General features: G+C 54.5%; 12 protein-coding genes. 3 read left to right on the top strand and 9 right to left on the bottom strand.

Translation table 11 applies throughout. The features are described 5' to 3' along the window. The first annotated feature begins 68 nt into the window (after nt 1-68). Genes coaE through yacG form a run of 3 tightly spaced genes read left to right on the top strand, consistent with a single transcriptional unit; the run spans nt 69 to nt 1,636 of the window. Nucleotides 69-689, top strand: a complete 621-nt coding sequence (coaE, locus tag ACMWLG_RS09725; protein ID WP_045401040.1) for a dephospho-CoA kinase — start codon at nt 69-71, stop codon at nt 687-689. Continuing rightward, the gene (gene zapD, locus ACMWLG_RS09720; RefSeq protein ID WP_045401037.1) at nt 689-1,432 is read left to right on the top strand and encodes a cell division protein ZapD; all 744 of its coding nucleotides are present in this window, start codon (nt 689-691) and stop codon (nt 1,430-1,432) included. The genes coaE and zapD overlap by 1 nt, the downstream gene beginning before the upstream one ends. A gap of 9 nt (nt 1,433-1,441) precedes the next feature. Next, nucleotides 1,442-1,636 (top strand): DNA gyrase inhibitor YacG, encoded by a 195-nt coding sequence (gene yacG / locus ACMWLG_RS09715; RefSeq protein ID WP_045401034.1) that lies wholly within the window; start codon nt 1,442-1,444, stop codon nt 1,634-1,636. A 34-nt stretch (nt 1,637-1,670) separates the two neighbouring features. Here the strand turns inward: yacG and mutT are convergent, their stop codons facing one another. The 9 genes from mutT to murC form a co-directional block, all read right to left on the bottom strand. Next, nucleotides 1,671-2,063, bottom strand: a complete 393-nt coding sequence (mutT, locus tag ACMWLG_RS09710) for an 8-oxo-dGTP diphosphatase MutT (protein ID WP_045401031.1) — start codon at nt 2,061-2,063, stop codon at nt 1,671-1,673. 57 nt (nt 2,064-2,120) lie between these two features. Further along, nucleotides 2,121-4,826 carry a preprotein translocase subunit SecA gene (secA, locus tag ACMWLG_RS09705; RefSeq protein ID WP_045401028.1) on the bottom strand — a complete coding sequence of 902 codons (2,706 nt, stop codon included), beginning with the start codon at nt 4,824-4,826 and terminating at the stop codon, nt 2,121-2,123. Nucleotides 4,827-4,884: 58 nt separating this feature from the next. After that, nucleotides 4,885-5,388, bottom strand: coding sequence for a secA translation cis-regulator SecM (gene secM, locus ACMWLG_RS09700; RefSeq protein WP_072254514.1), 504 nt, complete (start codon nt 5,386-5,388; stop codon nt 4,885-4,887). Nucleotides 5,389-5,666: 278 nt separating this feature from the next. Further along, nucleotides 5,667-6,584, bottom strand: coding sequence for a UDP-3-O-acyl-N-acetylglucosamine deacetylase (lpxC, locus tag ACMWLG_RS09695; protein WP_010426966.1), 918 nt, complete (start codon nt 6,582-6,584; stop codon nt 5,667-5,669). 101 nt (nt 6,585-6,685) lie between these two features. After that, the gene (ftsZ, locus tag ACMWLG_RS09690; RefSeq protein ID WP_008501978.1) at nt 6,686-7,837 is read right to left on the bottom strand and encodes a cell division protein FtsZ; all 1,152 of its coding nucleotides are present in this window, start codon (nt 7,835-7,837) and stop codon (nt 6,686-6,688) included. A gap of 63 nt (nt 7,838-7,900) precedes the next feature. Next, complete coding sequence (ftsA, locus tag ACMWLG_RS09685; protein WP_023334508.1) at nt 7,901-9,157, bottom strand: cell division protein FtsA; 1,257 nt, start codon at nt 9,155-9,157, stop codon at nt 7,901-7,903. After that, a complete protein-coding gene (ftsQ, locus tag ACMWLG_RS09680) occupies nt 9,154-9,996 on the bottom strand; it encodes a cell division protein FtsQ (protein WP_023310399.1) in 843 nt (280 codons plus the stop codon). The genes ftsA and ftsQ overlap by 4 nt, the downstream gene beginning before the upstream one ends. Before the next feature lies 1 nt (nt 9,997). Beyond that, a complete protein-coding gene (locus ACMWLG_RS09675) occupies nt 9,998-10,918 on the bottom strand; it encodes a D-alanine--D-alanine ligase (protein WP_045401022.1) in 921 nt (306 codons plus the stop codon). Continuing rightward, entirely contained in the window at nt 10,911-12,386 is a 1,476-nt protein-coding gene (gene murC, locus ACMWLG_RS09670; protein ID WP_023310397.1) for a UDP-N-acetylmuramate--L-alanine ligase, read from the bottom strand. The genes ACMWLG_RS09675 and murC overlap by 8 nt, the downstream gene beginning before the upstream one ends. Nucleotides 12,387-12,407: the final 21 nt, after the last annotated feature.

The following is a 12,407-nucleotide window of genomic DNA, read 5'->3' as shown; positions in this document are numbered from 1 at the left end:
GTTGCTGGCGCACCTAAGAGTTTTAATCAACTGATTTTAATAATGAATAATTCCCAGGATTTGAATTAATGGGGTATATCGTCGCATTAACCGGCGGCATCGGTAGTGGCAAAAGTACCGTTGCGGACGCGTTCTCTCGTTTGGGTATCACGATTATTGATGCCGATATCATTGCCCGCCAGGTGGTAGAGCCCAATACACCCGCGCTAAAGGTCATCGCAGAACATTTTGGTCAGACAGTCATCAATGCCGATGGCACACTGAATCGCCGTCAGCTTCGCGAATGCATTTTTTCTGATTCTGCGGAAAAAGCCTGGCTTAATGCCCTGCTCCACCCCATCATCCACCAGGAAACTCAGCGTCAGATAGCCGCAGCCCGCTCGCCCTATGTCCTGTGGGTGGTTCCGCTACTGGTTGAAAATCAGCTGCATAAGAAAGCCGATCGTGTGCTGGTGATTGATGTCGCACCCGAAACGCAAATCCAGAGAACCATGGCGCGCGATCGCGTCTCCCGGGAGCATGCTGAACAAATTCTTGCCGCTCAGGCTACGCGCGCTCAGCGTCTTGCCGTGGCGGATGATGTTATTGATAATAACGGCGCACCAGATGCCATTGCATCGGATGTTGCCCGTCTGCACGCGCAGTATCTGACGTTCGCCGCGCAGGCCGTTGCACAGGAAAAACCATAATGTCGACACACATTCTTTTTGAGCATCCGCTCAACGAAAAAATGCGCACCTGGCTGCGTATTGAATTTCTTATTCAACAACTTTCACAACATCTGCCGGTTAACGATCATGCCACCGCATTGCACTTCTTCCGCAACGTAGGCGATCTGCTGGATGTGATTGAACGCGGTGATGTCCGCACAGAATTACTCAAAGAGCTGGAGCGCCAGCAGCGTAAATTGCAGGCATGGACAGAAGTCCCCGGCGTAGATAAGAGCCGTATCGACGCGCTCCGCCAGCAGTTGAAAAGCAGTAGCGCCATCCTGATGGCCGCGCCACGCGTCGGGCAGTTTTTGCGCGAAGACCGCCTGATTGGTCTGGTGCGCCAGCGTCTGAGCATCCCTGGCGGCTGCTGTAGCTTCGACCTGCCGACGCTGCATATGTGGCTACATATGCCACAGGCTCAGCGTGACGCGCAGGTGAACAGCTGGCTGGCAAGCCTGGAGCCAATGCACCAGACGCTGTCGCTGATCCTCGACCTGATACGTAACTCTGCGCCGTTCCGCAAGCAAACCAGCCTGAATGGTTTCTACCAGGACAACGGTGATGATGCCGATCTTCTGCGTCTCAATCTGTCTCTCGGCGAACAGCTTTACCCACAGATTTCCGGGCATAAGAGCCGTTTTGCGATTCGCTTTATGCCGCTGGACAGTGAAAATGGCACCGTGCCGGAACGTCTCGATTTTGAACTGGCCTGTTGTTAAGGAGTGCCGATGTCTGATGTCACCACCGTAAGCTGCCCAACCTGTGGTAAAACCGTTGTCTGGGGCGAAGTCAGTCCGTTCCGCCCATTCTGCTGCAAGCGCTGTCAGCTCATTGACCTGGGCGAATGGGCGGCGGAAGAGAAACGCATTCCAAGCAAAGGCGATCTCTCGGACAGCGATGACTGGAGTGAAACCCAGCAGTAATCTGTAAAGCCTGCTGGCGCTTCGCTCAGCAGGCCTACGGTTGTGCGACTAACCGCAGGATCACGGGCTCATTAGCTGGCGGGAATTTTTCGGCATCACATGCCTGAAGTTCCACCCAGTTACCCGGCTGTCCCTCTTTTCCCCAGGGTTCACCTTCCCAGTTTTCCACCAGCCAGAACCACAGCGTGATGTGCCTGTCAGGAAACTGGTACTCAAGCTTATCAAACAGCGTTGCGCCAAGCGGAGTGATCCCCACCTCTTCCTGAAGCTCCCGAACCAGCGCCTCTTCCGGCGTTTCACCTGACTCGATTTTACCGCCCGGAAACTCCCACTTGTTCGCCATATGGGCGTCGGCAGCGCGCTGGGTGATGAAGATTTGGTTTTGCGGGTTGCGAATAATCCCGACGGCAATTTGCAGTATTTTCATATTGTCACTTCCATAAAAAAGGCGCAGATTTCTGCGCCTTTTTGTTTTTTTATGAACTTAGCTCAGGCGGCCGTGGCACGCCTTGTACTTTTTACCGGAACCACACGGGCACGGATCGTTACGACCCACTTTACGATCGCCGGTCTGCGCGGCGATCGCCGCTGCGGCTTCGCTGTCGTCGGTCTGGTGGCTCAGCTGTTGCATTTGTGCCAGACGCTCGGCTTCTTCACGACGCTGCTGCTCCATCGCTTCTACCTCTTCCGGCATACGCACCTGAACCTTGCTCAGGGTGCTGATCACTTCATACTTCAGCGACTCCAGCATAGACGCAAACATGGAGAAGGATTCACGCTTGTATTCCTGCTTCGGATCTTTCTGCGCATAGCCACGCAGGTGGATACCCTGACGCAGGTAGTCCATAGCCGCCAGGTGCTCTTTCCACAGGGAATCCAGGGTCTGCAGCATCACGCCTTTTTCGAAGTGACGCATCATCTCAGCGCCAACAACCTCTTCCTTACGCTTGTATACGTCCAGCGCGGTTTCAAAGATACGTTCACGCAGGGTCTCTTCGTGCAGCTCAGGCTCTTTATCCAGCCACTCTTTGATTGGCAGATCGAGGTCAAAGTCATTTTTCAGACGTTCCTGCAGGCCTTCGATATCCCACATCTCTTCCAGAGACTGCGGTGGAATATGCGCGTCGATGGTGGCTTTAAACACATCTTCACGAATGCTGTTGATGGTTTCGCTCACGTCGGACACGTCCAACAGTTCGTTACGCTGGGTGTAGATCGCACGACGCTGATCGTTAGCCACATCATCATATTCCAGCAGCTGCTTACGAATATCAAAGTTGCGGCTTTCCACTTTACGCTGTGCGTTAGCGATCGCTTTGGTCACCCACGGGTGCTCAATGGCTTCGCCTGGTTTCATCCCCAGCTTACGCATCATGCCGGACACGCGGTCAGAGGCGAAAATACGCATCAGCGCATCTTCCATAGACAGGTAGAAGCGGGATGAACCGGCATCACCCTGACGACCCGCACGGCCACGCAGCTGGTTATCGATACGACGAGACTCGTGACGCTCTGTACCGATGATGTGCAGACCGCCGGAAGCCAGAACGGCGTCATGACGAACCTGCCAGTCGGCTTTGATCTGCGCAATCTGTTCTGGCGTTGGGTTTTCCAGCTCCGCCACTTCAGCCTGCCAGCTACCACCCAGCATAATATCGGTACCACGACCCGCCATGTTGGTGGCGATGGTTACGGCAGCCGGATAACCCGCCTGCGCAACAATGTCCGCTTCTTTGGCGTGGAATTTGGCGTTCAGAACGTTGTGTTTGATACCCGCTTTAGTCAGCTCGTGAGAAACCACTTCGGATTTCTCGATGGAGATGGTCCCCACCAGAACCGGCTGACCATTCGCAGTACGGTCGCGAATATCTTCGATGATCGCCTGAATTTTTTCCGCTTCGGTCATGTACACCAGGTCCGGCATATCCTTACGGATCATTGGACGGTTGGTTGGAACGACCACGGTATCCAGCTTGTAGATGGAGCTGAATTCAAACGCTTCGGTATCAGCAGTACCGGTCATCCCCGCCAGCTTCTCATACAGACGGAAGTAGTTCTGGAAGGTGATAGACGCCAGCGTCTGGTTTTCATTCTGAATATCCACACCTTCTTTGGCTTCCACAGCCTGGTGCAGACCGTCAGACCAGCGACGTCCCTGCATGGTACGGCCGGTGTGTTCATCGACGATGATCACTTCGCCGTCTTTAACGATGTAATCGACGTCGCGGGTGAACAGCGCGTGGGCGCGCAGTGCAGCGGTCACGTGGTGCATCAGCATGATATTGCTCGGAGAGTACAGGGACTCGCCCTCTTCCATGATGCCTTCAGCGACCAGCAGCTCTTCAATTTGCACCAGACCACGCTCGGTCAGGTTCACCTGGCGCGCTTTTTCATCTACGGAGAAGTGGCCTTCACCCTGGAAGGTATCCGAGTCCTCTTTCTCCTGACGCAGCAGGTGTGGAATGATTTTGTCGACTTTACGGTACATCTCGGAGCTGTCTTCAGCCGGGCCGGAGATGATCAGCGGAGTACGCGCTTCATCGATCAGGATGGAGTCAACCTCATCCACCAGCGCATAGTGCAGCTTACGCTGTACGCGCTCTTCCGGGCTGAACGCCATGTTGTCACGCAGGTAGTCGAAGCCGTATTCGTTGTTGGTGCCGTAAGTGATGTCCGCGTTATACGCTTCGCGCTTGGCTGGCGCAGGCAGGCCGGACATGTTGATACCGACGGTCATACCGAGGAATTCGAACAGTGGGCGGTTGTTTTCGGCGTCACGCTGCGCCAGATAGTCGTTGACGGTAACGACGTGAACGCCTTTACCGGTCAGCGCGTTCAGGTAAGCCGGCAGCGTTGCGGTCAGGGTTTTACCTTCACCGGTACGCATTTCCGCGATGCAGCGCTCGTTGAGCACCATACCACCCAGCAGCTGAACGTCGAAGTGACGCATGCCGAATACGCGCTTACTCGCTTCGCGCACGACAGCAAACGCTTCCGGGATCAGGCTTTCTAAGGTTTCGCCTTTTTCCAGACGCGCACGGAATTCCGCCGTTTTCGCTTTCAGCTCGTCATCAGAGAGCTTCTCCATCGCCGGTTCCATACCGTTGATGACGGCAACAGCTTTGCGCATACGGCGCAGGGTACGATCGTTACGACTACCAAAAACTTTAGTTAACAATTTGATTAGCATAATAAATTCTCAAACGCCCCAGTATGGGCAGATAAATTAAGGTATTGAAAAAGTTAATTTAGCTGAGGCGCTGCGGCCCGGCGCGAATGCCGTGGACCTGGCTAATCCAGGTTGAAACAGAGAATGAAACAGGTGAAACAAACGCACGCTGCGTTGTCTGACGAACCATGACCGGCGGCTGGCTGTCCTGCGTAAGCAGCGCGTTGAGCGTGTCCAGCAGGGCAAGATGCTGAGCCTGCACCGGCAGCGCCTCTTCCGCAACAGGCATGGCCTGCGGTGCCATCGCGAAGGACAGATGGCGGATAACCGTGCGGATAGCGTGCTGGTGCCAGTAATCGACGGAGAAGTTTGGGCGGCGGTTGGCTTCAAGCCACGCGAGGTTAGTGAAGTTAACCCGCGAGTTGAGATCGTGTTTGGTGGTGGAGGTTTTTGCGGGCGTCGCCGCTTCAGCACTGTTGCTGAGCGCAGGCAAGCCGAAACTCGCCGCGACCATCCCTAATAAGAGATGCGGCCAGAAGTAACGTCTGCCAAATTGTCGCCAGCGCGTCAGTATTCCGCTCACCTGCTCCACCCAATAAGCCAGCCTTGCAGAGGCTGAGTTCAGTTATTCTTTTTAGCGCCCAGATAGTACCACTAAAGCCAATATACATCAGCAGGAATGAGGTGCCGCCGCGGGGAAAAACGGTCAAGAATGCAGCTAACGCACACATTTTCTGCGTAAGACAAACGAGAGATAACGCTGGGGCAAACTAAGAAGGGTAAAAATAAAAACGACTGGTCTCCCTGATCGGAGAGAGTACCAGGTTAACCAGTCGATTTTTTACGAAACGGCGTGAACCGTTACGCCAGAACCATGTTTGGCGCTTTGAAAGCCAGCGGCAGTTCTGCTTCGTCTTCGAAGGTCACATATTCCCAGGCTTCCTGTTTTGCCAGGACTGCCTGCAACAGTTTGTTGTTCAGCGCATGACCGGATTTGAACGCGGTAAATGCACCAATGATGTTGTGACCACACATGAACAGGTCGCCGATAGCATCCAGCATTTTGTGACGAACGAATTCATCTTCGAAACGCAGGCCGTCTTCGTTCAGTACGCGATAATCGTCAACAACGATGGCACAATCGAAGCTGCCGCCCAGGCACAGGCCGCGGGACTGCAGATATTCGATATCACGCATGAAGCCAAATGTACGGGCTCGGCTGATCTGGCGCATAAACGCATCAGCAGAGAAGTTCATCGCATAGCGTTGGGTGCTGGAATCAATCGCCGGATGGTTAAAGTCGATGGTAAAATCCAACGAGAAACCATTGTACGGTTTGAATTCAGCCCACTTGTCGCCATCTTCGACGCGAACGGTCTCTTTGATGCGTACAAATTTCTTCGCGCAGTTCAGTTCTTCGATGCCAGCATCCAGCAACAGATAGACGAACGGTGCAGCACTGCCATCCATAATCGGGATTTCTGGCGCATCGACTTCAACAATAATGTTGTCGATACCCAGACCCGCCAGGGCGGCGTTCAGGTGCTCTACGGTAGAAATCCGCACGTCATGCTCGTTCACCAGACAAGTACAGAGCATAGTATCACGCACAGATTTGGCATCGGCCGGAAAATCTACCGGTGGATTCAAGTCGGTGCGACGATAGATGACCCCGGTATTGGCCGGCGCAGGGCGTAACGTCAGCGTGACTTTCTTGCCGGTATGTAAACCGACACCAGTCGCCTGAACGATACGTTTAAGTGTCCTTTGTTTGATCATCGTATAATCTCGCCAAATTAACTATCCAACCGAGAGTGTATATCACTAACGGTGGGCCAGTTTAGCACAAAGAGCGCAAATCCCCAAATTCCAGCCAATTCTTAGTCAGCTTGCTTACGCAGGAACGCCGGGATATCCAGATAATCTGGCTCTTTCGCCGTTTGAGGCGTTGGGTCGTTCACCACTTTCGCGGCCGGTTTCTGCTCCTGAGTCAGAGGAGACATACCGTGCTGCTGGTAACGATCCATTACCGGTTGCTGAGTCTGCTTGTTAGTCACCAGAGTGATTTCTGGGCGCTTGTCCATACCGATACCGGTCGCAACAACGGTAACACGCAGCTCGTCGTTCATTTCAGGGTCAAGAGAAGTACCGATTACCACGGTAGCGTTGTCAGAGGCAAACGCACGGATAGTGTTACCCACGGTTTCGAACTCATCCAGACGCAGGTCAAAGCCAGCGGTAATGTTGACCAGCACGCCGCGCGCACCAGACAGATCGATATCTTCCAGCAGTGGAGAAGAGATAGCCATTTCAGCCGCTTCTTCTGCACGGTCTTCACCGCTGGCCACGCCAGAGCCCATCATCGCGTAGCCCATTTCGGACATCACGGTGCGAACGTCTGCAAAGTCAACGTTCATCAGGCCAGGACGGGTAATCAGTTCAGCGATACCCTGAACCGCGCCTTTCAGCACGTCGTTTGCTGCACCGAATGCGTCCAGCAGGGAGATACCGCGACCCAGAACTTTCAACAGTTTGTCGTTAGGGATGGTGATCAGCGAGTCCACATGCTTGGACAGCTCGGTGATACCCTGCTCCGCGAAGGCCATACGCTTCTTGCCTTCAAAGTTGAAAGGCTTGGTCACGACAGCAACGGTCAGGATACCTAAATCTTTTGCCACTTCAGCCACAACAGGTGCTGCGCCGGTACCGGTACCGCCACCCATGCCTGCTGCGATGAAGACCATGTCCGCACCTTCCAGTGCAGCGCGCAGCGCTTCACGATCTTCTTCAGCCGCATTGCGACCGACTTCCGGGTTAGCCCCTGCTCCCAGCCCTTTGGTGATACCACCGCCGATCTGGATAGTCTGGCCTACAGCCGTCTTACGCAGTGCCTGCGCATCGGTGTTAACTGCGAAGAATTCAACACCTTCAATGCGTTCACGCACCATATGCTCTACGGCGTTACCGCCGCCGCCACCGACGCCGATGACTTTAATCACCGCGTCGTTGGTCAGTTCCATAGGTTCAAACATAATTTCTCTCTCCGTTGTGCCTGTCGCCCGAGACCGCTAATTCTCTCCGGTCTCTTAAAAAAATTAAAACTCTTTTCGCAACCAGTTGTTCAGTCGTTTGACCCACGACCCCACTGAGACGCGTTTTTCCACTTCTGCTTCACCACTGAGATGAGATTCCTTCCCGTAGTGGAGCAGGCCCACAGCCGTTGAATAATACGGCTCCTGAGCATAATCCGTTAAACCGGTGATATTCAGCGGCGCACCAATACGCACCTGCGTATGGAACACCCGCTGAGCACAGGCCGCAAGACCTTCAATTTGCGCTGCACCGCCGGTTAATACAATCCCCGCGGCAAGATGATGTTTAACACCCTGCTGACGAAGCTGTTCCTGTAACTGTAAAATCTCTTCGTTGACCAGGTTGAGCAGCTCGGTATAGCGCGGCTCAATCACCTCTGCCAACGTCTGGCGCTGCAGGCTACGCGGTGGACGACCACCGACGCTCGGCACTTCAACGCTCTCATCTTTGCCAACGATAGATCCCAGCGCACAGCCGTGGCGCACTTTAATCGCTTCTGCATCGCTCGGCGGCGTACCAAAAGCGTAAGCAATATCGCTGGTTACAACGTTCCCGGCATAAGGGATCACTTTCGTGTGGCGCAACGCACCGCCGGTATACACGGCGATATCCATTGTACCACCACCAATATCGACCACACAGACACCCAGTTCACGTTCATCTTCGGTCAGTACGGAATAACTTGCCGCCAGACCCGCGAAAATAAGTTGGTCAACTTTCAGGCCACAACGTTCAACGGCTTTTACAATGTTCTTCGCCATATCGTTGTGACATGTGATCAGGTGCACTTTTGCCTGCATACGTACGCCAGAAAGACCGACCGGGTTCTTGATCCCTTCCTGGTAGTCAATCGCATATTCCTGCGGAATGACATGTAGCACACGATGCTCGTCACGGACACGCACGGATTTCGCCGTGTGCACGACGTTTTCAACGTCTTCCTGCGTCACTTCTTCTTCGGAAATCGGCACCATACCGATTTCGTTCTGGCAGCTAATGTGCTTGCCAGAAAGGGCCAGATAGACAGAAGAAATCTGGCAATCTGCCATCAGTTCAGCCTGATCGATGGCGCGCTGAACGCATTTCACCACCGATTCAAGATCGTTTACCCCACCTTTATCCATACCACGGGACGGGCAACTGCCTACGCCAATGATATTGACCATACCGTCGGGCAGAACTTCCCCTACTAAAGCGGCAACCTTCGCGGTGCCAATCTCCAGTCCAACTACCAGTTTTCTGTCCGTCGCCTTGATCATTGTTGTTCTGCCTGTACCTGTGCCTGATTCTGTTGCTGATTAGGTTCCTCGACCGGAGCCGGTACCCAACCGACTGCTGCGCCTGAGTCATAGCGCAAATCAACGTAGCTTATCCGTTTGCCGTCAGTCTGTGCCTGCTGCTGTAAAACCGGGTAAAGTTCGACAAAACGCGCCAGACGCTTCATTGTGTCGCCGCGTCCCAGGTTGAGCTTAATGCCGTTTGTTAACGTCAACTGCCAGGAACGGCGCGCCGTCATGGCTGCATCTTTTAACGTAAACCTGTCCTTCGCCAGCACCTGACCCATTTCGCGAAAACCCTGTAATACTTCGTTTTCGCTACCTTCCGGGCCATACAACATCGGTAAATTTTGCTTGTTGACACGATCGGCCGGGACGCTGAAGGAATTTCCGTCTGCGTCAACCATGTGCTGATCATTCCAACGCGCAATGGGCACATATTCAACCAGATGAATCTTCAATTCATCAGGCCATTGCTTTCTTACGCTCGCCTGTTTTATCCATGGCAGACGTTCTATCTGGCTCTGGATAATATTGACGTCCTGCGTCATAAAGGTGCCAGGTGAGCCCAGCGCCAGTATTGACTGGCGAATATCGTCGTTACGCGTGTAGTGACGCTCACCGGTGACCACCAGCTTAGAAAGCGGCAACCGCTGTGCATCTTCCATCCAGCCCAGGACCATCCAGCCGCTGATAAACACGGTGCACAGCACCCCGAGCAGGAAAATGATGCCTGCAAGACGCGTTCCATTACTGCGGCGTGAAGAGGCGTATTCGTCCTCGTCATCGCGGTTGCGCGTGTTCAATGCAGCCTGAGACATATCAGCCCGCCTGGTCCAGAATGCGTACGACTAACTGCGAGAAGCTCATCCCCGCCTGACGCGCAGCCATCGGCACAAGGCTGTGGCTGGTCATTCCCGGAGAGGTATTCGCTTCCAGCAGATAAAATTGTCCATCGCTGTCCTGCATCACGTCGATGCGTCCCCAGCCACGGCAACCCAGAACATGCCAGGCTTTAAGCACCAGGGACTGTAAATCGGCTTCACGCTCAGCTTCAAGACCACAAGGGCAGAAATATTGCGTCTCATCAGAGAGATACTTCGCCTCATAATCATAGAAGGTTCCGGCCGGTTGGATACGGATTGACGGTAAAATTTCTTCGCCAAGCATCGCGACGGTAAATTCCGGCCCGCTGAGCCATTTTTCAATCAGAACTTCTTCATCATGTTGAAATGCCAGCGCTAAAGCGGACGAAAGATCTTCAGCTTTGTCGACTTTGGACATTCCCACGCTGGAGCCTTCCCGGCTGGGCTTTACAATAACCGGTAAGCCTAGCTCAGCAATGCGTGCATTAACGCTATCCGACAGGCCCAATTCAAATTCGCGACGCGTCAGCGCTACCCATGACGCAACAGGTAACCCTGCCCCCTGCCACAGCAGCTTGCTGCGCAGTTTATCCATAGAGATAGCGGAAGCCATCACGCCGCTGCCGGTGTACGGCAGGCCGATCAGATCCAGAAGTCCCTGCAGGGTGCCGTCTTCACCGCCGCGGCCATGCAAAGCGATAAAGACTTTATCAAAGCCCATGGCTTTTAATTGCGTCACGTCGACCTCTTTTGGATCAACCAGGTGCGCATTGACGCCACCTTCGCGCAGGCCCGCCAGTACAGCCGCGCCGGAATTCAGGGAAACCTCGCGCTCGGCGGAGATGCCGCCAGACAGGACAGCAATCTTATCAGCCATGATGCTCATCCTCCTGGGTTTGCGGCTTCAGTTTGATTTCAGCTAAGGTACGGGCGATTTTGCCGATATTTCCCGCACCCTGAATCAGAATCAAATCGTTACCCGTCAGGACCGGTGCCAGAATTTCCGCCACCTGTGCAGGGTCAGAAACCAGAATAGGGTCAACTTTACCGCGTCCACGGATGGTACGACACAGGGAACGGCTGTCAGCACCCGGAATCGGCGTCTCGCCTGCGGCGTACACGTCCAGCATTAACAGGGTGTCTACCTGTGACAGGACGCTGGCGAAATCGTCGTACAGATCGCGCGTACGCGTGAAGCGGTGCGGCTGGAAGATCATCACCAGATTTTTGTCAGGCCAGCCTGCACGCGCGGCTTTAATGGTGGCGTCCACTTCGGTCGGATGGTGGCCGTAGTCGTCCACCAGCATCGCTGTGCCGGCTTTACCGTTAACGGCGTCCAGCGGGAATTCACCGAGAAAGTCGAAACGACGGCCGGTGCCCTGGAAGCTTTCCAGCGCGCGCAGAATGGCATCATCATCAATGCCTTCTTCCGTCGCGACGGCCACTGCCGCTGCGGCATTGAGGGCGTTATGGCGCCCTGGCGCATTCAGCGTGACGTGCAGCAGTTCTTTGTCCTGACGCGCCAGAGTGAAATGCCCCTGCGCACCAATCTGTTTGTACTCTTCCACGCGGACGTCAGCGTCTTCGCTGAAGCCGTAAGTGGTGATTTGACGACCCACACGCGGCAGCAGCTCGCGGATCACCGGATCGTCAACGCACATGACTGCGCGTCCATAGAACGGCAGGTTGTGCAGGAAGTTGATGAAGGTCTGCTTTAAGTTCTCGAAGTCGCCCTGGTAGGTATCCATATGGTCAGCTTCGATGTTAGTGACAATCGCCACCATCGGCTGCAGGTGCAGGAACGACGCGTCGCTCTCATCCGCTTCAGCAATCAGGTAACGGCTGTGTCCCAGACGCGCATGTACGCCCGCTGCTTTGACCAGACCGCCGTTGACGAACGTCGGGTCGAGACCCGCTTCCGCATAAATACTGGAGACCATCGCCGTGGTCGTGGTTTTACCGTGGGTCCCGGCAATGGCGATGCCGTGACGGAAACGCATCAGTTCCGCCAGCATTTCTGCACGGCGGATCACCGGAATGCGCGCTTCGTGCGCGGCAACGATTTCCGGGTTGTCAGAGGAGATAGCGCTTGAGACCACCACCACGCTCGCATCGCGCACGTTTTCCGGGCGATGGTTGAAATAGATAGTCGCCCCAAGCGACGCCAGCTGCTGCGTTACAGGGTTTGGCGCCAGGTCAGACCCGCTGATCTGATAGCCTTCGTTAGCTAACACTTCGGCAATACCGCCCATGCCAGCACCACCGATGCCAACAAAGTGAATGTGCCGGACGCGACGCATCTCGGGCACGATTGAACGCAGTTTTGCCAGTTGTTGTGTATTCATTCTCTAAACGCCATCGACTAC

The sequence above is a fragment of the Enterobacter sp. 01-M-02-SI-ECC genome (assembly GCF_047530595.1).
Classification (GTDB): domain Bacteria; phylum Pseudomonadota; class Gammaproteobacteria; order Enterobacterales; family Enterobacteriaceae; genus Enterobacter; species Enterobacter cloacae_M.
This window is presented reverse-complemented; position numbering and strand designations above follow the sequence as displayed.